This window comes from Pseudomonas sp. LBUM1644 (assembly GCF_059716195.1).
The window spans coordinates 978,214-1,000,398 of sequence record NZ_CP166812.1; the positions used below are offsets into that span (position 1 = coordinate 978,214).

The 22,185-nt window shown below is 60.4% G+C and carries 21 protein-coding genes and 1 pseudogene; 13 read left to right on the plus strand and 9 right to left on the minus strand.

The genetic code is table 11. The annotated features are described in order from the left end of the window. Positions 1–64: 64 nt before the first annotated feature. Positions 65–1,084 carry a Glu/Leu/Phe/Val dehydrogenase family protein gene (locus tag ACA052_RS04440; protein ID WP_497648568.1) on the plus strand — a complete coding sequence of 340 codons (1,020 nt, stop codon included), beginning with the start codon at positions 65–67 and terminating at the stop codon, positions 1,082–1,084. Positions 1,085–1,337: 253 nt separating this feature from the next. On the opposite strand, the pseudogene ACA052_RS04445 reads toward ACA052_RS04440, so the two are convergent. Next, positions 1,338–1,577 (minus strand): annotated as a pseudogene (locus ACA052_RS04445) (YebG family protein); the annotation flags it as partial. A 295-nt stretch (positions 1,578–1,872) separates the two neighbouring features. Here ACA052_RS04445 and ACA052_RS04450 point away from each other — a divergent pair. Next, positions 1,873–2,373, plus strand: coding sequence for a phosphate-starvation-inducible protein PsiE (locus tag ACA052_RS04450; RefSeq protein WP_178129616.1), 501 nt, complete (start codon positions 1,873–1,875; stop codon positions 2,371–2,373). On the opposite strand, the gene ACA052_RS04455 is transcribed toward ACA052_RS04450, so the two are convergent. Beyond that, entirely contained in the window at positions 2,370–2,687 is a 318-nt protein-coding gene (locus ACA052_RS04455; RefSeq protein ID WP_497648569.1) for a DUF3509 domain-containing protein, read from the minus strand. The genes ACA052_RS04450 and ACA052_RS04455 overlap by 4 nt on opposite strands. 23 nt (positions 2,688–2,710) lie before the next feature. Here ACA052_RS04455 and ACA052_RS04460 point away from each other — a divergent pair, with 23 nt between their 5' ends. Beyond that, positions 2,711–2,950 carry a hypothetical protein gene (locus ACA052_RS04460; RefSeq protein ID WP_497648570.1) on the plus strand — a complete coding sequence of 80 codons (240 nt, stop codon included), beginning with the start codon at positions 2,711–2,713 and terminating at the stop codon, positions 2,948–2,950. Positions 2,951–3,039: 89 nt separating this feature from the next. Here ACA052_RS04460 and ACA052_RS04465 read toward each other — a convergent pair whose 3' ends face one another. Further along, positions 3,040–4,416 (minus strand): L-serine ammonia-lyase, encoded by a 1,377-nt coding sequence (locus ACA052_RS04465; RefSeq protein ID WP_497648571.1) that lies wholly within the window; start codon positions 4,414–4,416, stop codon positions 3,040–3,042. 135 nt (positions 4,417–4,551) lie between these two features. Between ACA052_RS04465 and ACA052_RS04470 the strand changes: the two genes are divergently transcribed. The 8 genes from ACA052_RS04470 (at position 4,552) to ACA052_RS04505 (ending at position 12,824) form a co-directional block, all read left to right on the plus strand. Beyond that, positions 4,552–5,499, plus strand: coding sequence for a LysR substrate-binding domain-containing protein (locus ACA052_RS04470; protein WP_497648572.1), 948 nt, complete (start codon positions 4,552–4,554; stop codon positions 5,497–5,499). Between the two features lie 213 nt (positions 5,500–5,712). Then, positions 5,713–6,120 carry an HPF/RaiA family ribosome-associated protein gene (locus tag ACA052_RS04475; protein ID WP_149657528.1) on the plus strand — a complete coding sequence of 136 codons (408 nt, stop codon included), beginning with the start codon at positions 5,713–5,715 and terminating at the stop codon, positions 6,118–6,120. Between the two features lie 340 nt (positions 6,121–6,460). Beyond that, complete coding sequence (locus tag ACA052_RS04480) at positions 6,461–6,766, plus strand: DUF3649 domain-containing protein (protein WP_497648573.1); 306 nt, start codon at positions 6,461–6,463, stop codon at positions 6,764–6,766. Beyond that, a complete protein-coding gene (locus ACA052_RS04485; protein WP_497648574.1) occupies positions 6,763–8,343 on the plus strand; it encodes a PepSY-associated TM helix domain-containing protein in 1,581 nt (526 codons plus the stop codon). The genes ACA052_RS04480 and ACA052_RS04485 overlap by 4 nt, the downstream gene beginning before the upstream one ends. Continuing rightward, positions 8,344–8,667, plus strand: a complete 324-nt coding sequence (locus tag ACA052_RS04490) for a DUF3325 domain-containing protein (RefSeq protein WP_497648575.1) — start codon at positions 8,344–8,346, stop codon at positions 8,665–8,667. 7 nt (positions 8,668–8,674) lie between these two features. Continuing rightward, the gene (locus ACA052_RS04495) at positions 8,675–9,238 is read left to right on the plus strand and encodes an RNA polymerase sigma factor (protein ID WP_497648576.1); all 564 of its coding nucleotides are present in this window, start codon (positions 8,675–8,677) and stop codon (positions 9,236–9,238) included. Further along, positions 9,235–10,224 carry a FecR family protein gene (locus tag ACA052_RS04500; protein WP_497648577.1) on the plus strand — a complete coding sequence of 330 codons (990 nt, stop codon included), beginning with the start codon at positions 9,235–9,237 and terminating at the stop codon, positions 10,222–10,224. Before ACA052_RS04495 ends, ACA052_RS04500 begins: the two co-directional genes overlap by 4 nt. A 170-nt stretch (positions 10,225–10,394) precedes the next feature. Beyond that, entirely contained in the window at positions 10,395–12,824 is a 2,430-nt protein-coding gene (locus ACA052_RS04505) for a TonB-dependent siderophore receptor (RefSeq protein WP_497648578.1), read from the plus strand. Between the two features lie 84 nt (positions 12,825–12,908). Here the strand turns inward: ACA052_RS04505 and ACA052_RS04510 are convergent, their stop codons facing one another. Next, positions 12,909–13,784, minus strand: a complete 876-nt coding sequence (locus ACA052_RS04510) for a helix-turn-helix domain-containing protein (RefSeq protein ID WP_497648579.1) — start codon at positions 13,782–13,784, stop codon at positions 12,909–12,911. A gap of 138 nt (positions 13,785–13,922) precedes the next feature. On the opposite strand from ACA052_RS04510, the gene ACA052_RS04515 reads away from it, so the two are divergent. Beyond that, positions 13,923–14,825, plus strand: coding sequence for a DMT family transporter (locus tag ACA052_RS04515; protein WP_497648580.1), 903 nt, complete (start codon positions 13,923–13,925; stop codon positions 14,823–14,825). A 94-nt stretch (positions 14,826–14,919) separates the two neighbouring features. Here ACA052_RS04515 and ACA052_RS04520 read toward each other — a convergent pair whose 3' ends face one another. After that, positions 14,920–15,894 carry a 2-hydroxyacid dehydrogenase gene (locus ACA052_RS04520; RefSeq protein ID WP_497648581.1) on the minus strand — a complete coding sequence of 325 codons (975 nt, stop codon included), beginning with the start codon at positions 15,892–15,894 and terminating at the stop codon, positions 14,920–14,922. Positions 15,895–15,982: 88 nt separating this feature from the next. After that, on the minus strand, positions 15,983–17,533 hold the full coding sequence (gene norR / locus ACA052_RS04525) for a nitric oxide reductase transcriptional regulator NorR (RefSeq protein WP_497648582.1): 1,551 nt from the start codon (positions 17,531–17,533) through the stop codon (positions 15,983–15,985). A gap of 156 nt (positions 17,534–17,689) precedes the next feature. Between norR and hmpA the strand changes: the two genes are divergently transcribed. Next, the gene (gene hmpA / locus ACA052_RS04530) at positions 17,690–18,871 is read left to right on the plus strand and encodes an NO-inducible flavohemoprotein (protein ID WP_497648583.1); all 1,182 of its coding nucleotides are present in this window, start codon (positions 17,690–17,692) and stop codon (positions 18,869–18,871) included. Between the two features lie 264 nt (positions 18,872–19,135). Here the strand turns inward: hmpA and ACA052_RS04535 are convergent, their stop codons facing one another. The 3 genes from ACA052_RS04535 to ACA052_RS04545 all read right to left on the minus strand — a co-directional run bounded on the left by ACA052_RS04535 (position 19,136) and on the right by ACA052_RS04545 (position 22,165). Beyond that, the gene (locus ACA052_RS04535; protein WP_497648584.1) at positions 19,136–19,777 is read right to left on the minus strand and encodes a helix-turn-helix transcriptional regulator; all 642 of its coding nucleotides are present in this window, start codon (positions 19,775–19,777) and stop codon (positions 19,136–19,138) included. Positions 19,778–19,867: 90 nt separating this feature from the next. Beyond that, positions 19,868–20,995, minus strand: a complete 1,128-nt coding sequence (locus tag ACA052_RS04540) for an NAD(P)/FAD-dependent oxidoreductase (RefSeq protein ID WP_497648585.1) — start codon at positions 20,993–20,995, stop codon at positions 19,868–19,870. Positions 20,996–21,217: 222 nt separating this feature from the next. Then, positions 21,218–22,165, minus strand: a complete 948-nt coding sequence (locus ACA052_RS04545; RefSeq protein WP_497648586.1) for an ornithine cyclodeaminase family protein — start codon at positions 22,163–22,165, stop codon at positions 21,218–21,220. Between the last annotated feature and the right edge of the window lie 20 nt (positions 22,166–22,185).

Genomic DNA, 22,185 nt, shown 5'->3' on the forward strand with positions numbered 1-22,185 from the left:
CTTCAGCAAATTTTGGGCGCAAGCCTATACTGGCGACTACAAGACGTGTTTCGGGAGCCTTACGATGTTCGCTCTCATGCAAAGCACTCGCCTTGAATCGCTGCATCTGAGCGTGGATCCGGTCACCGGATTGAAGGCGGTCATTGCCATTCATAACAGCCGTTTGGGGCCTGCCCTGGGCGGATGTCGTTACCTTGCCTATCCCAGCGACGAGTCTGCCGTCGAGGATGCCGTGCGCCTCGCCCAAGGCATGAGCTACAAGGCGGCGCTGGCCGGCCTGGCCCAGGGTGGTGGCGTCGCGGTCATTATTCGCCCGGCCCACGTAGAAAACCGCGCTGCGTTGTTCGAAGCCTTCGGGCGTTGCATCAATCAGCTCGACGGTCGCTACATCACCGCCATCGACAGCGGCACCTCGGTGGCGGACATGGATTGCATCGCCCAACAGACGCAACACGTCACCAGCACCACCTCGGCGGGCGATCCTGCGCCTCATGCGGCGATGGGTGTGTTTACCGGCATCCGCAGCACGGCGATGGCCCGGTTGGGCAGCGATAATCTCGAAGGCTTGCGAGTCGCCATTCAAGGGTTGGGCAATGTCGGTTACGCCCTGGCCGAACAACTGCACGCCGCGGGTGCCGAATTGCTGGTCAGCGACATCGACCACGGCAAGGTGCAACTGGCCATGGAACAATTAGGCGCGCACCCGATTGCCAACGATGCATTGCTCAGCACCCCTTGCGACATTCTCGCGCCTTGCGGCCTCGGCGGCGTCCTCAACAGCAACAGCGTGACGCAGCTGCGGTGTTCGGCAGTGGCCGGTTCGGCGAACAATCAACTGACTCATCTGGACGTGGCTGATCAACTGGAACGACGCGGCATTCTCTATGCCCCCGATTACGTGATCAATTCCGGTGGGCTGATCTATGTGTCGCTCAAGCATCGCGGTGAAGAGCTCTCGACCATCACGGCGCACCTGTCGAAAATAAGCTCGCGACTGACTGAAGTCTTCGCCCATGCCCAGGCGGAAAAACGCTCCCCGGCCCGGGTGGCGGACGAGTTGGCGGAGAAGGTGTTGTACCGGTGATGTCGGAAAAAAGATCAAAAGATCGCAGCCTTCGGCAGCTCCTACAGGTCATCCCATGTAGGAGCTGCCGAAGGCTGCGATCTTTTGATCTTCAAATATGAAAAAGGCCCTGAGCCATTTGACTCAGGGCCTATTCAATTCAGGGTGTCGCTTACTTTGGTGTCTTGGCAGCTTTGGCTGGCTTGATGGGCTCAGGCGCTTCAGCCTCTTCAACGGGCTCGACTTTTTCCGCGACTTCAACCGGTGCAGTCAGCAATTCGGACAAAGCATCCGGCTGGCTCTTGAACGCCTTGGCGAACACATCGCGGTTCTTTGCCATGTAGATCCCGACTTCTTCCACTTGCTGCTCGCTCAGGGACGGAACGGCTTTTTGCAACACTTCGGCCAGCAATTCGGCCAGTTCGAGCATTTTGTCATGACGGTCAGCTTCGGCTTTATCCATGAACAAGCGCTCCAAATCTCGGCTGCTGCGGTATACCACTTCGACGGCCATTCACCACCTCACATGCCTTCACATTAGTTGTCTGTTTCGACTACTGTATTTATATACAGCGAAAAGGATAAGCGAATCCCTGCGTTTTGGGTAGTGGCTTTTTAATGTAGACCGAAATCAGGGTTTATGAGGTACACCGAGTTGCTCGCGAAGGGGCCCGTCAAATTCCACAAAAGTGCCGAATAGGCAATCATCGTCATCTCACCCAGCAGCCTCTGGCCTTTTTTCTGCATGCAGAACAACCGTCACGTCCTACCCGCATCATCCGCTCGAACCGAGCTAAGGAAGAATCATCGTGAAAATCAACTGGGCCGAGAATCTGCGGCAGAACGTGCATCAGCTGGCCGAGTCGCTGGGCAACCTGTTCGTCGAGACCTTTCACTACCTGGCGCTGTTCGCCATCGGGGCGGTGACCGCGTGGGCGGCGGTGATGGAATTCTTGCAGATGATCGAGGCAGGGCACATCAAGATCGATGACATCCTGCTGCTGTTCATCTATCTGGAACTGGGGGCGATGGTCGGGATTTACTTCAAGACCAATCACATGCCGGTGCGATTTCTGATCTACGTGGCGATTACCGCGCTGACGCGGCTGCTGATCTCCAACGTTTCGCATCACAATCCGCCGGACTTGGGGATCATCTATTTGTGTGGCGGAATTTTGCTGCTGGCGTTTGCGATCCTGGTGGTGCGCTACGCCTCGTCACAATTTCCCTCGGTGAAGATCGAACACCCGCAACGCAAGATCGGTGCGGGTTCCGGCGAGCATCCCGAGGTTGAAAAAGGCGAGCTTTAAAGTCTCATGGCGGGTCGGGACTGGCCTTTGACGAGGGGTGGCGGCAGGGTGCGACTGTCGCCATCGGTCATGGCTTCGAGAATCGCCATGGCGCTGTGGCCCTGTTCGATGGCGATACCGAACTGAATGCTTTGCACCAGGCGCTTGAGCCGCGCAGGGTCATTGCGCTGTTCGGCGCTGATCATCCGTTTGGCGACGACGTGGCCACTGTTGGAGAGGGTCAACATGATGCTGCCATCCAGGCCCTGAATGCTGAGGTTGATTTGATAATCCGGTGCGAAGGTATCGGTAATGAGCTGAAAAGGGTTGTCCATGATGCGTTACCGCCTGATTGAACGTGCAGTTGTTGACCGGCCGTGATCGGGTTGGTTCGCAATACCAGACCATCGGCCCTTTCATGGCCACATCGCCATCATCGTTTTTGCGTTTGTTTTTTGTAGGAGCTGCCGCAGGCTGCGATCTTTTGATCTTCAGCGCCTTCAGAGGCGCCGGGAATCAAGATCAAAAGATCGCAGCCTGCGGCAGCTCCTACACAGGACACAGCAAGGGGCATGCCGGAAAGATTGTCAGACAATGAACGCGGCTATAAGAAGGCGAGCGCGGTGGCTCGCCTTCTTGTTGCCTGCCCGTTTCGGGGCAATAAACAGCGGCGTGCCACTTAACCGATCAGCACTCCACCCAGCTGACCGCCAGGCCACCGCGTGAGGTCTCTTTGTATTTGTCATGCATGTCGGCGCCGGTATCGCGCATGGTGCGGATCACCCGGTCCAGGGAGATGAAGTGTTTACCGTCGCCGCGCAAGGCCATTTGCGTGGCGTTGATGGCCTTCACGGCCGCAATCGCATTGCGCTCGATGCACGGCACCTGGACCAGGCCACCGACCGGATCGCAGGTCAAGCCGAGATTGTGCTCGAGGCCGATTTCGGCGGCGTTTTCCAGTTGCTCCGGGGTTGCACCCAGAATGTCCGCCAGACCGGCGGCGGCCATCGCGCAGGCGGAACCGACTTCGCCCTGACAGCCGACTTCAGCACCCGAGATCGATGCGTTTTTCTTACAGAGAATGCCGACAGCGGCGGCACCCAAGAAGAACGCCACGACGTCATCGTCCGACGCCTCCGGGTTGAATTTCATGTAGTAGTGCAGGACCGCCGGAATGATCCCCGCGGCGCCATTGGTGGGCGCGGTCACCATGCGTCCGCCGGCAGCGTTTTCTTCGTTCACGGCGAGGGCGAACAGGTTCACCCATTCCATCGCCGACAGCGTGGAGGTGATGACATTCGGCTTGCCAATTTCCAACAGGCTGCGGTGCAATTTCGCCGCGCGACGCGGAACATTCAGACCGCCGGGCAGGATGCCTTCGTGACGAAGCCCTTGCTCGACGCACTCGCGCATCACCGACCAGATGTGCAGCAGACCCTGGCGAATTTCCGTTTCGCTGCGCCAGGCCAGTTCATTGGCCATCATCAATTCGGAAACCCGCAGGCCATGCTGGTTGCAGAGCTTGAGCAGTTCGGCGGCGGTGGAGAAATCGTATGGCAACACCACATCGCTGGCCGGTGCCATGCCGGACTCGGCTTCGGCGGCTTCGATGATGAAACCGCCGCCAATCGAGTAGTACGTTTGCTCACACAATTCGCCCGTTTCGCCAAAGGCTGTCAGGGACATGGCGTTGGGGTGGTAGGGCAGACTCTCGTCGAGCAACAGCAGGTCGCGTTGCCAGTTGAAGGCGATGAGGGTTTGGCCGGCCAGGTTCAGCTCGCCGGTCTCAAGCAACGTCTTGATCCGGCTGTCGATGCTGCTCGGATCAATGCTGTCCGGCCATTCACCCATCAGGCCCAAGACGCAAGCGCGGTCGGTGGCATGGCCGACGCCGGTGGCCGACAGCGAACCGTAAAGGCGAATTTCCACCCGACGGACGGCGCTCACTAAATGCTGCTCGATCAATGCCTGGCTGAAGGTCGCGGCGGCGCGCATCGGGCCGACGGTATGGGAACTGGACGGACCGATGCCGACTTTGAAAAGATCAAAAACACTGATAGCCATGCTAAAGCCTATACCCGCAATGGAAGAGAAATCGCTGCCATTTCTGTAGGACAAGCGCAATGTGGGCGATACTGCGCGCCTCGGATTCGCGAGACCAACGAAACTTCCTAAGACAGCCTTTAGCCGGACTAAACAATGAGTCGCCAATTGCATGCCCAGACCTACGTGTGGCTGCACGTGTTTTCCTGTGCCGCGCGGCACTTGTCATTCACCCGCTGCGCCGAAGAACTGCACATCACGCCCGGTGCGGTCAGTCAGCAAATCCGTCAACTGGAAGATCGACTCGGTTTTCGCTTGTTCCACCGTCGCGCACGGGGCGTGGAGTTGAGTGCGCAAGGCCAGCGATTGGCCGTTACGGTCAACGAGGCTTACGGCAGCATCGATGCAGAATTGCGACGACTGGACGCGGGAATGATCAGCGGAATTCTGCGAGTGCGCTCGATTCCATCGTTTCTGAGCAAGTGGCTGACCCCACGACTGCCGCGATTGCAGCAGCGTTTCCCCGACATCCAGTTACGGCTGGTGGCGGAGGACAGCAGCGTGCCGTTGCACGAGGGCGATTTTGACCTGGCGATCGATTTGAATGACGGCAGTTATCCGGGGTTGTTATCCACAGCCTTGCTCGATGAGCAGATCTTCCCGGTCTGTGCCCCGAACCTGCTACGCGGCCGCCCACCGCTGCACGGTCCGGCGGACCTGGTGCACTTTCCATTGCTGCACGACATCACCGCCTGGCGCGGCAGTTACGAGTACGCGGAGTGGGAGTTTTACCTCAATGCCATCGGCTTCGAGGGCGCGGATGTGCGGCGTGGGCACACGTTCAATCGCAATCACCTGACCATTGAGGCAGCGATTGCCGGCATGGGCGTGGCGATTGCGCGACGGACGTTGCTCAACGATGAGCTGGAGCGGGGGGCGTTGATCGTGCCATTCGGCTTGGCGGTGCCCAATCACAAGCGCTACATGCTGCTCTATGCGCCAGGTGCGCTGAGCCATCCCGGCGTGCGCGCGGTACATGACTGGCTGGTGGAAGAGGCGGGAGTTTTTCGCAGCCTGCATCCGCTGGCGGAGCAGCAGATGTGAGCGAATGTGACAAAGAAGCGAGGCGACCCAACTCCCGACATTAACAGCGCTTTTACCCTTTGTCCGGCTTTTTCTGTGAATCGAAATTTATCTTTTTTTAGGGGTTGAAATGTTCTGCGCGCAGACCGATTGTGTAAGTAAGAGGTCACGGTGATGAAGCCCAAGGGCCAGCCGAAAGGCCTCTAGCGAGCTAGCTGAAATAAGGGATGAACTATGCAAATCCAAGTCAACAGCGATAACCATATTCAAAGCAGCATCCGACTGGAGGAGTGGGTACGTACTACCATTGAGAGCACGCTCGAACGTTATGAAGAGGACCTCACACGCGTCGAGGTTCATCTGCGGGACGAAAACGGCGACAAGCCTGGTCCCCATGACATGCGCTGCCAGCTGGAAGCGCGGCCAAAAGGCCACCAACCGATTTCTGTCACCCATAAAGCCGACACCCTGGAGCAAGCGATCGACGGTGCGGCCGAAAAACTCGAACATGCGCTGGAGCATCTGTTCGGCAAATTGCGGGGCAAACCACGTGCCGCTATAGTGCCGTTCGAAAGAGTCGCTGCCGACGCGCTGCTCGAAGACGAATTTCTCGAGAACGAACAGGCTGCCCAAAACGGCTAAAGCCTGATTCACTTTTACCTTCCCAATGACAACGGGCCTGCTGATGCAGGCCCGTTTTAGTTTGCGCAACCCAACCCCGTAGGAGCTGCCGAAGGCTGCGATCTTTTGATCTTGTTTTTTAAAGATCAAGATCAAAAGATCGCAGCCTTCGGCAGCTCCTACAGGGCCGATGCAGGGCCGGATGCAGAGCCGGATGCAGGGCCGGACGCAGAGCCGGATGCAGGCGTCGGCAAGCGGTTTTCATCGGACATTTTTGCGTATGAGAATATTTATCATTAATATTGCGGCCTTGCTGGTCCCGTGACGTTCACGAGGCCTCACCCGGTTTCAAGGTCGAAACATGAAAGGCAAAACCACCACGCTCCCCGTTTCCTATCGCCTGGCAGTCACGTCCAGGGTGCTGGGCGCGGTGGTGGGCGGCTACATCGTCGCGGCATTGGCCAGTGTCAGCTTGACGTCGTGGCTACCGATGGCCCGCGCCGAAGCGGTGGTGACCGGGATGATGACTTCGTTCCTGGCCTACCTTTTTGCCGTGATCTGGTGCTTTGCCTGTCGTAGTGCGTGGCAGGCCTGGTTCGGGTTGATCGGGACGAGCCTGTTGCTGGCGGCGGTGTCGGGCCTCGCGTATTGGATGGGCCACTCATGAAAGAGGGTTTCCGGCAGGCCATGGCCTGGTTGCACACCTGGGCGGGGTTGACCTTCGGCTGGCTTTTGTTCGCCATTTTCCTGACCGGGACACTCGCGTATTTCAAGGACGAGATCAGTCATTGGATGCAACCGGAAATTCCCGCGCGTTCAGTGTCCTCCGAAACCAGCCTGGCGCTGGCCCAGGACTATCTTCAGCAGCACGCCGCCGGTGCCTCGCGCTGGCTCATCGAATTGCCGAGCGACCGAGAGAAGGGTCTGTCAGTACGCTGGCAACAGTCGCCAGCCAAGCGCGGTGAGCGCGGCCAGTTCACTGAAAAACTGCTCGACCCGCAAACCGGCGTCGAAGTGCAGGGCCGGGATACGATGGGCGGCGAGTTCTTTTATCGCTTCCATTTCCAGCTGCAAATGCCGTATCCGTGGGGGCGCTGGTTGTCGACCATCGCCGCCATGGTGATGTTCATCGGCCTGATCACCGGGATCATCACGCACAAGAAAATCTTCAAGGACTTCTTCACGTTCCGCCCGCGCAAGGGCCAGCGCTCGTGGCTGGACGGGCACAATGCGGTGGGCGTTCTGGTGTTGCCATTTCACCTGATGATCACCTACAGCAGCCTGGTGATTTTCATGGCGATGGTCATGCCGGCGAGCATTCTGGTCGCATACAACGGTGACGCACGGGCGTTTTACGATGAAGTGTTTCCGGCGTCCACCACGCCCGAAATCGCCGGCAAGCCCGCTGCGCTGGCCCCGTTGGCGCCATTGTTGGAGCGCGCTCGCGAGCAGTGGTCGGGCGGGCGCGCGGAACGATTGACGGTGAACAACCCGGGCGATGCGAACAGCTCTGTCGTGCTGGTGCGTGACGGCTCTGATCGGGTGGTTCATGACGCTGGCAGCGCGGTGACATTCAACGGCGTGACCGGGCTACTGCTCAGCGCCACGCCGCAGCAACCGCTGCCGATGGCGATTGCCGGCAGTTTCTATGGGCTGCACATGGGGCATTTCGCGAGCCCGGTGTTGCGTTGGCTGTACTTCATGTGTGGTTTGGCGAGCACGGCGATGATCGGCACCGGGCTGGTGATCTGGCTCGGCAAGCGTCAGCTCAAGCATGCGAATAGTGCGGTGATGCCTTTCGAGCTGCGACTGGTGGAAGTGCTGAACATCGCCAGCATGTCCGGGCTGGTGCTCGCGGTGGCGGTGTTTTTCTGGGCCAATCGGTTGCTGCCGGTCGAGATGACGACAAGGTCGGAGTGGGAAGTGAACAGCTTTTTCATCGCCTGGGGGCTGAGTGTGATCCATGCTGTCGTCCGCCGCGGTCGCGCAGCGTGGGTCGAACAGCTTGGCCTGGCGGGTTTGCTGTTCTGTGGGGTACCGCTGCTCAACGCGTTGACCACGCCGTACCATTTGGGTATGACGCTGGTTCAGGGTGACTGGACCCTCGCCGGATTCGATCTGACGTGCCTCGGCAGTGGTCTGTTTCTGGCGTGGGCTGCCTGGAAAATGCAGCGTGCGGGACAGGCTGAAATCGGCACTCGGCAACGTGTGCAACCGCTCACCCTTGAGCAAGAGGCAAACTGAATGTTGCTGGCCCTGTTGCTCTGTTATGGCGGTTTTACTGCGCTGTGTTTATCCCTGGATCGACATCATGCCGAACTGCTCGGGCGCAAGTCCTCGGCCCGGCGTCGTCAAAGCTTGAAGCTCGCGGGCTGGTTATTGCTCGTCGTCTCATTGTGGGCGGCGGTGTCGCAGTCGGGTTGGGGGCTTGGCGTGGTCGAGTGGTGCGGGGTGTTGATGCTCAGTGCATTGTTTCTGGTGTTGTTGATGCCGTACCGCCCGCGCCTGGCGTTGGCGCTGGCCGGGTTGAGCCTGCTCGCCAGCCCTGTCGTGGCGTTTGCACAGTGATGACCCGATGATCATCAGTCCTCCGGAATCGCGCGACGATGAACCTCGCGGCGATCGTGCGCATTTCCTGCAAGTGTTCCTCTCCCAGCGTTCGCAGATGGAAGCACTGGTGAACCGGCGTGTCGGCTGCCGAGCGACCGCCGCCGACCTGGTGCAGGACCTGTTCTTGCGCTTCTGGCGTCGCCCGCTGGTGCAGGTCGAAGAACTCAGCACCTACTTGCTGCGCTGCGCCGGCAACATCGCCATCGACCATTTGCGCAGCGAAGGCACGCGGGTACGGGTCAACGAAGGTTGGTTGCCGGATCAGCCGGACAGCCAGGGCAGCGAACCGCAAGCGGCGCTGGAGGCGGGTAACGATTTGCGTCACGTCGAAGCGGCATTGCGCGCGTTGCCCGAGCGTACGCGGCAGATTTTTTTGCTCAATCGTATCCATGGCCGCAAATACGCCGAGATCGCCAAGGCGATGGGGCTGTCCCAAAGTGCCGTGGAAAAACATATGATGCGCGCCCTCGAGGCCTGCAAGGCCAGCCTGCGGGAACCAGCAACGCGTACGCCAGGGAAAGCACCGTGAATCAGCTCAATCGCGTCACGCCGACGCCCGCTCAGGAACAGGCGGCTTTTGCCTGGCTGCGCGTGTTGCACGACCAGCCCACCAGTGGCGATCAACTGACGTTCAGCCGTTGGTTACAGGCCGACCCCGCCCATGCCGAGGCCTATGCCCAGGCCCAAGTGGTGTGGGAATTGAGCGAAGTGCCGGCGCGCACGCTGGCCGATGAAGACGCCTTCGTCTTGCAGGGTTACCTCAACGCCATGAATCGCTCACGCCAGATCCCTGTGCGGCGTTGGTCCGCTGCGTTGGCGATGGCCGCGTGCCTGGTGCTGATGATCAGTGTCGGTGCGGGCTGGCAGCCATCGCGCTGGGTCGATGATCTGGGCGCGGATTATGTGTCGGCGCCGGGGGAAATTCGCACCGTCACGCTGGCGGATCAGTCGCAAGTCACCCTGGATGCAGACAGTGCGATTGCCGTGGATTTCAATCATGGCGAGCGGCATGTGCAGTTGCGTCGCGGTGCCGGATTTTTCAGTGTGACCCACACCGGCGAACCGTTTGTGGTCGACGCCGAAAAGGGTCAGGCACGCGTGCTGGGCACCCAATTTGAAGTGCGCCTGCAACCGCACGGCGCGCAAGTCACGGTGTTGTCGGGACGGGTCGGCGTGACGGCAGACAAACATGGCGAACAACAAATCCTCACCGCCGGCCAGCAAGTGGCGTACGGCGCGGGCGCGGCGGAAAAACTGCATGCCGTCGACAGCGAAGCGCAGTTGGCGTGGCGTCAGGGTTGGCTCAATTACTACAAGGCGTCGCTTGCCGAGGTGGTGCAAGACCTGGGGCGGTATTACCCGGGGCGTATTGTGCTGCTGAACGATGAACTGGCCGCGCGGCGGGTCAGTGGTAGCTTTCCGAGCAAGGATCCGCAAGCGGTGTTGAGTTCGTTGCAGGGGGTGTTGGGGTTTGAGCAGACCAAGCTTTTTGGGCATTTGATTATTTTGCGGTGAAGCGAGATCAAAAGATCGCAGCCTGCGGCAGCTCCTACAGGGGAGCGCGATCTTTTGATCTTCAAAAAATATTTTCAAACATTTGATGAGGTAAACCCGAGCGCCATCCGTGTAGTGACTGAAACTGCGAGTCATTCGCATCCGTAACGGTTCTACACAGGTCATGAGCAATGAAGTCCAGGGCAAAATCGGGTTCGGTCAAACAGTGGTTGGGTGCATCGGCACTGAGCATTTCGGCATTGGCATCGCTGCCTTTGAGCATGGCATTGGCCGCCGAGACCGGCAGCGCACAACAGCGCACACAGTTCAGCTTCGCCATGGCCGCCAAACCGCTACCCCAGGCCTTGAGCGACTTCAGCCGGATTACCGGCATCAGCGTGATCTACACCGATGAAGCACCCTACGGCCTCACCGCCCCGGCGGTCAGCGGACAGATGAGTGCCGAGCAGGCCATGCAGCGTTTGCTCAGCGGTTCGGGCTTCAGCTTCCGTCGCACCGACAGCCACACCCTGGTCCTGGAACCGGCGCCGACTGAAGGCGCCTTGAACCTCAGCGCGACCACCATCACCTCCGTGTTGGATCAATCCCAGAGCTACCAGCCACCGCCCACCAGCTCGGTGATGCGCTCCTCGGCCTTGCTTCAGGAAATCCCCCAGACCATCAACGTGATACCGGCCCAGGTCATTCGCGATCAGGCACCGCGCAACCTGGATGATGCGTTGGCCAACGTCAGCGGCATCACTCAGGGCAACACGCTGGCGAGCACGCAGGACTCGGTGATGACTCGCGGCTTTGGCGATAACCGTAACGGTTCGATCATGCGCGACGGCATGCCGATCGTGCAGGGGCGGGGCCTGAATGCGAGCGTCGACCGTGTCGAAGTGCTCAAGGGCCCGGCCTCGTTGCTGTACGGTATCCAGGACCCCGGCGGCGTGGTCAACATGGTCAGCAAGAAGCCTGAACTGCAACAGTACAACGCGCTGACGCTGCGCGGCTCGACCTACGGCGACGGCAAAAACGGCAGCGGTGGCGGCCTTGACAGCACCGGCGCACTCGGGACTTCCGGCCTCGCTTATCGCATGGTCCTGGACCACGAAGACGAAGATTACTGGCGCAACTTCGGCACTCATCGCGAGACATTGGTGGCGCCATCACTGGCCTGGTTCGGCGAGAGCACCAAACTCTTGTTCGCCTACGAACACCGCGAATTTCTCACCCCGTTTGACCGTGGCACGGTGATCGACCCGCGCACCAACCACCCGCTGGACATCTCCCGTGAGCGTCGCCTCGACGAGCCGTTCAACAACATGGAAGGGCGCTCGGACCTCTATCACTTCGAGGCCGACCACGAACTCAGCGACAACTGGAACGCTCACTTCGGCTACAGCTGGAACCGCGAAACCTACGACGCCAGCCAAGTGCGCGTCACCGCCATCGACACCAAAAAAGGCACGCTGACCCGCAGCATGGACGGCACGCAGAATGCGATCAGCACCGACCGCTTCACCACCGCCAGCCTCGAAGGCAACGTGAATGTGCTGGGTATGCAACATGACCTGGTGTTCGGCGTCGACGACGAGTACCGCAAGATCTACCGCGAAGACCTGATCCGCCAGAAAAGCCTGACGACTTTCAGCTACCTCAACCCGGTCTACGGTCGTGAAGTCGCCGGCACCACGGTCAGCCCGGCCGACAGTGCGCAGACCGATGAACTGCGCAGCGATTCGATCTTCCTGCAGGACTCGATCCACCTCACCGACCAGTGGATTCTGGTGGGTGGCGCGCGGTTTCAGGAGTACGACCAATACGCCGGCAAGGGCGTGCCGTTCCAGGCCAACACCGACAGCAACGGCCAGAAATGGGTGCCGCGCGCGGGCCTGGTGTACCGATACACCGATGAGTTGTCGTTCTATGGCAGCTACACTGAATCGTTCAAACCCAACTCGACCATCGCACCGCTGAGCGGCAGCAGCACCGTGCTCGACGGCAGCGTTGCACCGGAAGAAGCCAAGTCCTGGGAGATCGGGGCCAAGCTCGACATGCCTGGACGCATCACCGGCGACATTGCATTGTTCGATATCAAAAAGCGCAACGTTCTGGTGGCCAACTCCGAAGGCCCGGTGACGATCTACAGCGCTGCCGGCGAAGTGCGTTCCCGTGGCCTGGAAGTGGACCTGACCGGTCAGCTCAGCGACCGCTGGAGCATGATCGGCAGCTACGCCTACACCGATGCCGAAGTGACCGAGGACCCGATTTACAAAGGCAAGAAACTGCAAAACGTCGCGAAGAACAGCGGCTCGCTGTCGGCGGTTTATGACTTTGGCACCATTGTCGGTGGCGATCAGCTGCGAGTCGGCGCCGGCGCCCGGTATGTGGGAGAACGTGCGGGCAACGCGGTGAACGATTTCGACCTGCCGAGCTACACCGTGGCCGATGCGTTCGCCACTTATGACACCAGGGTCGAAGGGCAGAGGGTCAAGTTTCAGCTCAACGTGAAGAACCTGTTCGACCGCACTTACTACACCTCGGCGGCGAGCCGGTTTTTTGTGTCGATGGGGGATTCGCGGCAGGTGTCGATCTCTAGCACCTTGGAATTCTAAAAGATCGCAGCCTGCGGCAGCTCCTACAGGGAAACGCCCATTCCTTGTAGGAGCTGCCGCAGGCTGCGATCTCTTGATCTTGCTTCAGCGCAAAAACGCCTGCCGATACTCCCCAGGCGTCCCACCCAACACCTGGCGAAACCGATTGGTGAAATGGCTGGCACTGGCAAACCCGCACGCCAATGCAATCTCCCCCACCGGCTGCGAGGTCGAGCGCAGCAACTCCCGTGCCCGACTCAATCGTCGTGCCAGCACATACTGATGGGGCGGCAAGCCGAAGCTTTCGCGAAACATCCGCGCGAAGTGGTACTCCGACAACGCACACAGCGCTGCCAGTTGCCCGAGGCTGATGGCGTCGGCCAAGTGACTGTCGATGAACTCCACCAACTGCCGCCGCTGGTGTGCCGCCAGCCCACCCTTGAGCCGCAACCCCTCGCGCATGCCCACTTGGCCGAGCAACACGTGGCTGAGCATTTCGTGGGCCAGGCTGCTGGCGAGCAGGCGCTCGGCCGGCTCGTCCCAATTGAGCGTCAGCATCTGTCGAAATCGTCGGGCTTGCACCGGGTCGTCAAGAAAGGTGGCTTCGCGTAAATGCAACTCGCGCGGTTCGCGGTCCAGCAGCGTGACGCAGCCAAGGGCAAACTGTTCGGGGCTGAAATACACATGGGCCAGGCGAATGTCGCCGTTGATCACCCAGCCTGACTGATGCTCGGCGGGCAGGATGCACAATTTGTCGGGGCCGCCCTTGGTGCCGGGCTGGTCGCGGCGAAAGGTGCCGGTGCCGCCGGCGATGTAGCAGGAGAGCGTGTGGTGGCTGGGCGCCTCGTAATCCTGCGCGTCGTGATGGTTGCTCCACAAAGCTGCAGCCATGCCGTCACCGAGCTCGGCGCTGTGCTCGAGGCGAGCATTGGGCGAGCGGTTGAGGGCTTGAAAGACTTGCAGGGTTTCCAGTGCGGCCATTATCGGTTCTCTCTAACGCCTTGCATCCTACTCCGTAGACGTTCGCCTGCCAGCCCGTCGCCTGACAAAAGCGCAAGTTTATGCAAGTGCGAAAGCGGTGGGCGCAGGACACTGGGCACCTATTGAGGAGCCTTTGCCATGAACCTGTCTTTGTACCTGTTGACCGTGCTGATCTGGGGCACCACCTGGATTGCCCTGAAATGGCAATTGGGCGTGGTGGCCATTCCGGTGTCGATCGTTTATCGCTTCGGCCTTGCGGCGCTGGTGCTGTTCGTGATGTTGCTGCTCAGCCGACGCCTTCAGGTGATGAACCGTCGCGGACACCTGATTTGCCTGGCGCAGGGGTTGTGCCTGTTCTGCGTCAATTTCATGTGCTTTCTCACCGCCAGCCAGTGGATTCCCAGCGGTCTGGTGGCCGTGGTGTTCTCTACGGCGACGCTGTGGAATGCCCTGAATGCGCGGGTGTTCTTCGGCCAGAAAATCGCGCGCAATGTGTTGATGGGCGGCGCGCTGGGCTTGCTCGGGCTTGGCCTGTTGTTCTGGCCTGAACTGGCCGGCCACACCGCGAGTCCGCAAACCTTGCTCGGTCTGGGCCTGGCCCTGTGCGGCACCCTGTGTTTCTCGGCGGGCAACATGCTCTCGAGCCTGCAACAGAAGGCCGGGCTCAAGCCGTTGACGACCAATGCCTGGGGTATGGCGTACGGCGCGGCGATGCTCTCGGTGTGGTGCCTGGTCAAAGGCATTCCGTTCGATATCGAGTGGAATGCGCGCTACATCGGCTCGTTGATGTACCTGGTGATACCGGGCTCGGTGATCGGTTTCACGGCGTACCTGACGCTGGTCGGACGCATGGGGCCGGAGCGCGCGGCCTATTGCACCGTTCTGTTTCCGGTGGTGGCGCTGAACGTGTCGGCGTTTGTCGAAGGTTATCAATGGACCGCGCCGGCGCTGGTGGGGTTGGTGCTGGTGATGTTGGGGAATGTGTTGGTGTTTCGTAAGCCCAAGGCGCCGTTGAATTTAGGGAATGGCAAGTTGGCGTGAGGGACCGGTAAGATCAAAAGATCGCAGCCTGCGGCAGCTCCTACACACAAATCCCTGTAGGAGCTGCCGCAGGCTGCGATCTTTTGATGTGTTGTTAGCCCTTCCAGACCTGTGGATTGACCAGATCCTGCGGCCGCTCACCCAGCAGAGCACTGCGCAAGTTGGCCAACGCACGATTGGCCATGGCTTCACGGGTTTCGTTAGTGGCCGAACCGATGTGCGGCAAGGTCACGGCGTTTTTCAGTTGGAACAGCGGCGATTCGGCCAGCGGTTCTTTCTCGTAGACGTCCAGCCCTGCGCCGCGAATCCGGTTGGTTTGCAGCGCTTCGATCAGCGCGGGTTCGTCGACCACCGGGCCACGGGAGATGTTCACCAGAATCGCGCTCGGCTTCATCAGCGCCAGTTCGCGATGGCTGATCAGGTGTCGGGTCTTGTCGCTGAGCGGCACCACCAGGCAGACGAAATCCGCTTCGGCCAGCAGTTGATCAAGGCTGCGGAACTGCGCGCCGAGTTCCTGTTCCAGCTCGGTCTTGCGGCTGTTGCCGCTGTAGAGGATCGGCATGTTGAAGCCGAGCCGGCCGCGACGGGCAATCGCCGCGCCGATGTTGCCCATGCCGACGATGCCCAACGTCTTGCCATGCACATCGCAACCGAACAGCGACGCGCCGACGGTGGCTTGCCACTGGCCGGCCTTGGTCCAGGCGTCCAGTTCCGCGACGCGCCGGGCGCTGCTCATCAACAGGGCGAAGGCCAGGTCGGCGGTGCTTTCAGTGAGCACGTCGGGGGTGTTGGTGAGCATGATCCCGCGTTCATTGAAGTACGCGACATCGTAGTTGTCGTAGCCGACCGAGACGCTGGAGACCACTTCCAGTTTGGCGGCGTTTTCCAGTTGGGCGCGACCCAGTTTGCGACCGACGCCAATCAGGCCGTGGGCGTTGGGCAGGGCTTCGTTGAACTGGGCGTTGATGTCACCGTTTTTCGGATTTGGCACGATGACGTCGAAGTCCCGCTGGAGGCGTTCAATCATTTCAGGGGTAACACGGCTGAAAGCGAGGACGGTCTTTTTCATGGGAAGGGCTCATCGGGCAAAGGCGAATGCCAAGCACGCTAACATTCTTTTCCGGCGTTGTGCGAGTCTCACGCCACGCCCGATCGCATCATTTCATGCCTAAACGCTTGGCCATCCTGCCGAGATTCGCCCGGTCCAGGCCCAGCTCGCGTGCCGCGCTGGCCCAATTGTTGTGGTGCCGCTCCAGGCAGGCGCTGATCAGTTGGCGTTGATAGTGCTCGGTGGCTTCACGCAAATCCCCCGACACCAGGGCCACCGGTGTGGCGGTCGGTTGTTCTACAGCGATTTCAACGCTGCCGGTGGGCAAATCCAGGTCGGCTGCACTCAAGCTGAGAATCTTCGGCCGCTCCTTGCAGTTACCCAGCGCTTTCAAGGCGCTACGGCCAATCAAGTGTTCCAGCTCGCGCACGTTGCCCGGCCAGGCATAGGCCAGCAGCGCCGCTTGCGCATCGCTGTTCAGGCGCAGGCTGTTGAGGCCCATGCGCGAGCGGTTCTGTTCCAGGAAGTAGCCGCTGAGCAGCAGCACATCGCGGCCGCGCTCACGCAGGGCCGGCACCAGCAACGGGTAGACACTGAGGCGATGATAGAAGTCGGCGCGATAGCGACCGCTGCGGACTTCCTCGGCCAGGTCGCGGTTGGTGGCGGCGATCAGTCGCACATCGACCTGATGTTCCTTGTCCGAACCGAGCCGCTGCAATTGACCGCTTTGCAGGACGCGCAGCAATTTGGCCTGGACCGTCAATGACAACTCGCCGACTTCATCGAGAAACAGCGTGCCGCCATTGGCCAGTTCGAATTTGCCGCGCCGGTCATTCATCGCCCCGGTAAACGCACCGCGCACATGGCCGAACAGTTCGCTTTCCACCAGCGTGTCCGGCAGTGCGGCGCAGTTGAGGCTGATGATCGGTTTGTCGGCGCGGGAGGATGCGGCGTGAATCGCCTGGGCCACCAGTTCTTTACCGACCCCGGTTTCCCCGGTGATCAGCACCGTCAGGTCGCTGCCGCCCACCAGATTTATTTCTTCCACCAGCCGTTTGTGGGCTTTGCTCTGGCCGATCATCTCGCGGTTTTGCTGGCCACTGGCTTGACGATAAACCTCGGCGCGCTGGTGCTCGTCTTCGACGCGATTGGCCAGGCGTTCGATGCGCTCGGCGGCGTTGACCGTGGCGGCGGCGAGGCTGGCGAAGGCTTGCAGCGCGTCGAGTTCGATCGGTTCGAAGCGTTCCGGATCGAGGGCGTCGAGGGTCAGCAGGCCCCACGGACGTTCGTCGATGAAGAGCGGGCAGCCCATGCAGTCGTGGACTTCCAGGTGATCGTCGAGGCCATCGACCAATCCGTCGTAAGGATCGGGCAAGTCGCTGTCGGCGGCGAATCGAGTCGGGCCGGGGCTGCTAAGCAGCGCTTCGAAGCGCGGGTGCTCGCTGACTTTGAACCGTCGGCCAAGGGTGTCGGTGCTCAGCCCGTCCACGGCCAGCGGCACCAGCCAGTCGCCATCGAGGCGCAACAGGGCGGCGGCGTCGCAGGGGAGCAGGGCGCGCATGGCTTCGAGCAAACGCCGATAGCGCTCGCCTTCGGGCAGTTCGCGGGACAGGTCCGAGACCAGTGGCAGCAGCGTGGTAAGCAAGGATTTTGCAGTCATAGTGACTCCATGTAGTCGGGATGACTATAAATCAGCTGCTGTCGATATGACTATAATGTTTATAAGATATTGATTTACAACAATTTAATTCTTGGCATGAAAACTGATAAGGATAGAGCAATCAGTTAGCAACCCAAGTAGCCCAGGAGTCACCTTATGCTTAGCGCTCAAGACCGTGCAATCGTCAAATCCACTGTGCCGCTGTTGGAAAGTGGCGGCGAAGCGTTGATCACGTACTTCTATCGCATGCTGCTCTCCGAGTATCCGGAAGTTCGCCCGCTGTTCAACCAGGCGCACCAGGCCAGCGGTGATCAGCCGCGTGCCCTGGCCAACGGTGTATTGATGTACGCACGGCACATCGACCAGCTCGACCAGTTGGGCGATCTGGTGGCCAAGATCATCAACAAACACGTGGCCCTGCAAATCCTTCCGGAACACTATCCGATTGTTGGCACCTGCCTGCTGCGCGCGATTGCCGAAGTGCTGGGCGAAGAGATCGCCACACCGGAAGTGATAGCCGCCTGGGGCGCGGCCTATGGCCAGTTGGCCGACATCTTGATCGGCGCTGAAACCAGCATTTACGACCAGAAGGAACAGGCTGAGGGCGGCTGGCGCGGGGCCCGGGAATTCATCGTCGCGGCCAAGGTTGAAGAAAGCGCGGAAATCATTTCGTTCTACTTTGAACCGGCCGACAAAGGCCCGATTCTGGCAGCAGAACCTGGCCAGTACATCGGCATGAAACTGATCCTCGATGGCGAAGAGATTCGTCGTAACTATTCGCTGTCAGCCTTGCCGAACAAGGGCCAGTACCGTATCAGCGTCAAGCGTGAAAACGGTGGTCGCGCCTCCAATCACTTGCACGATCAACTGCATGTCGGCTCGAGCATTCAGCTGTTCCCGCCATCGGGCGAGTTCACCCTGACGGACAGCGACAAACCGCTGGTGCTGATCAGTGGTGGCGTCGGCATCACCCCGACCCTGGCCATGCTCGAGGCAGCGCTGGCAACCCAACGGCCGGTGCACTTTATCCACTGTGCACGCAACGGCGGCGTCCACGCCTTCCGTGACTGGATCGATGGCCTGGCCGAGCGTCATCCGCAACTCAAGCGCTTCTATTGCTACGCCGAAGATGACGGCGTGAGCCCGGCGGCGCACAAGGTCGGGTTATTGAGTCAGGAACAACTGGGCGAATGGTTGCCGCAGGAGCGCGACCTGGACGCTTATTTCCTGGGGCCCAAAGGCTTCATGGCGGCGATCAAACGCCACCTCAAAGCGTTGGGTGTTCCGGAGAAGCAGAGCCGTTACGAATTCTTCGGCCCGGCTTCGGCATTGGAATAACGACGCAAAACCTGTAGGAGCGAGCTTGCTCGCGAGGGTCGTTAACGATAACGCTGCTAGCCTGACACCCTGCGGCGCCCTCGAGTTCATCGCGAGCAAGCTCGCTCCTACAAAAGTCTGTAGCAGCTGGCGAAGCCTGCGTCCGGCTGCGCAGCAGCCGTGAATCAGGCTCCGCGGTATATCAGTCCAACCGCGAATTCAGGATTTACGACTGCTTCGCAGCCGGACGCAGGCTTCGCCAGCTGCTACGAGGGGGGTGGGGGCTCAGCCCTTCAGTTCCTTCAGGTGCTTGTACACCGTCGCTCGCCCCATGTTCAGCACATTGGCCACATAGTTGGAGGCGCTTTTGCCCTTGAAGGCGCCTTCGGCGTGCAGAGCCAGCACCAGTTCACGTTTGTGATCACGGGTCAGCAGGTTGAGGCTCAACTGGCGTTCGCGCAGCCAGGCGTGGAGGAAAGTGTTGATCCGTTCCTGCCAGTCATCGCGAAACAGGGAGTCCGGTTGTGGAATCAATTTGCTCGGTGACAGAAACAGGTCCAGCGCCGCTTTCGCGTTTTCGAACAGCGAAATGTTCAGGTTGATGCACAACACCGCCAGCGGATGACCTTCGCTGTCGCGCAGCACGCTGCTCAGACTGCGAATCTTCTGACCATCCCAATTGAGTTTTTCGTACGGCCCGATGTTTCGTTCGCTGATGTCATCACTGAGCATGTCTTCCAGGGCCGAGTCATCACCCACTTCCCGCTTGGACAGGTTGTTGGCGATGTAGTCGACCTTTTGCGTGCGCAAATCGTGCAGCACCACCTCGGCGTGGGGAAAGAACAACGTGGCGATGGCGTCGGCGATCGCTCGGTAGTTGTCCAGTGAGCCGTTATCCGGAGCCGGGTTTTTTTCAGGTGCGTTCATAGTGGAGCTCCAGGCAGCATCGGCGCCCCGTCAAAAAAGGGCGCTGGAAGTTTGCCGCAATCGTGTCGGCGCGTCACCTGAGGACGAACCTCAACCCAGGCGAGCGGGAGAGAGCATCCCGGAGTCCAGGCCAAAGCGCGTGAGTTGCTCGGGCAAGGCGTCACCACGAACCAGGGCGGCGCTGGCCTGACCCATGGCCGGCGACGTTTGAATGCCGTAGCCACCTTGCGCCGCCACCCAGAACAAACCCGGCACCTGCGGATCGAAACCGGACAGCAAGTCACCGTCGCTGACGAAACTGCGCAGGCCGGCCCAGGTTCGGGTCGGACGGCGGATGGTCAGGGTGGTGGCTTCTTCGATCTGGTAGATGCCCATGGCGATGTCCAGTTCTTCGGGTTGCACGTCGTGCGGTTCCACCGGGTCGGCGTTGGCCGGCGAGCCGAGGAACATGCCGGCGTCGGGCTTCATATAGAACGACTCGTCGAGGCTGACCAGCATCGGCCAATGGTGGATGTCCACGCCCTCGGGACCGGCGAAGATGAACGCCGCCCGGCGTTTCGGTTGCAGCCCCAGAGGCTTGGCACCGGCCAGTTCGCCGATCTTGTCAGCCCAGGCGCCGGCGGCGTTGATGAGGATCGGGGCGCTGAACGTCTGGCCGTTGGTGTGGACGTGCCATACACCTTCGGCATCGCGGGTCAGGCTCAAGACTTCGCTGTCGGTGTGGACCTCGCCTTTGTTACGGCGGATACCCCGCAGGTAGCCTTGGTGCAGGGCGTCGGTGTCGATGTCGCTGGCGGTCGGGTCGTAGATCGCGCCATGGACTTTTTCCCGACGCAGGATCGGAAAGCGTGCACAGGCCTCGTCCGCGCTGAGCAGTTGCATCTCCGGCACCGTGGCCTTCGCGCTCAGGTATTGATTGTTCAGTTCGGCCGGGTCGCCGGTGAAGTCCACGGTCATTTCACCACGTGGGGTCAGCAGCGGGTGCTCGCAGAAACCGGCGGGCGGGGCGTCGAAGAAATCGCGGCTGGCCTGGGTCAATGCCCGCACCTGCGGTGTTCCGTAAGCGGCGGTGAACAGCGCTGCGGAGCGTCCGGTGGAGTGGTAGGCCGGATGGGATTCGCGTTCAAGCACAATCACCCGAGCGCTCTGCGACAGCCAGAAACCGGTGGAAGCGCCGGCAATCCCGCCGCCGATGATGATGAAATCTGCCTGGCTCATAAACGTCTCCTGATCAAGCGAAAATACCAAAAAATATGATCATTGCGGTGGGGCGCCGGTTTTGTGGTGAGGGGATTTATCCCCGTTCGACGGCAAAGCCGTCGTAAATCCTGCGCATGCGGTTTAACTGAATGACCGCGATAGCCGGATTTTGGGGCGGCTTCGCCACCCAACGGGGATAAAACCCCTCGCCACAAAAGCATTTCCCCACAGGAAAATGGGTTAGGGGTGCAGTTGGTAAAGGGCATTCGCCAGCGCGATGTCTTCCAGGCCCAGGCCGATCGAGCGGAAGAACACGTGGCGGTCGTAGTCGGGACGTTGCACCTTTTCGCTGACCAGGTCAGGCAGGTCGCCGACGATGGCGGTTTTGTCCCAGCCATGCTGCTCAGCGGCGATCAGCATCTCGCCAGCCGAGCCCGGGGTGGTCAGACGATAATCGCAGAACACCTGCATGTCGTTGAGGCTCTGCGGCGGCACTTCGTGGGCACGCGGGGCGTTGGTGCTGATGGAGGTGATCAGCGCCGGTTTGCTCAAGCTCGAAGGGTCGATCACCGCCCCGGCGGACGAGGTGCACAGCATGATCACGTCGGCGTCGCGAATGGCGGCTTCGCGACTTTCGGCGATGGTCAGGCGCGGGTCGAGGCTTCTGATTTGTGCTTGGTCTTCGGGATTGCCTTCGTTCAGGCCTGGCGAATACAGGCTGATGCTCTGCCAATCACGCAGGTTCTTCACGTAGTGCGCGTGCGCCTGAGCCACTTTGCCGCTGCCGATGATCGCCAGGCGACTTGCGTTCAGTGGGGCGAGGGCATCGACCGCTACGGCCGTTGTCGCGGCAGTGCGTGCGGTGGTCAGTTCCCCGGCATCACAGAGCAGCAGCGGCTGGCCGGTCTGCATCGACATCAGCAACGTCCACGCGGTCACCAGCGGACCTTGCTCACGCACGATGTAAGGCGAGGTCTTGACCCCGTAGACACCGTCTTCGGCCAGCACGCCGAGGTAGTTGATGAAGTCGCCAGCGCCCTGAGGGAATTCCACCAGTTGCTGCGCCGGTTGCACCGCTTGCCCGGCAGCCAGGTCGCGGAACAGCTTGCGCAGGATCTGCGGCACGTCGACCTTCGCCAGCAGCTCGCGGGCCTGCAGTTGGTTGATCACGTAGGGCGTACTGGACATGGTCGGCTCCGGGCATCGAA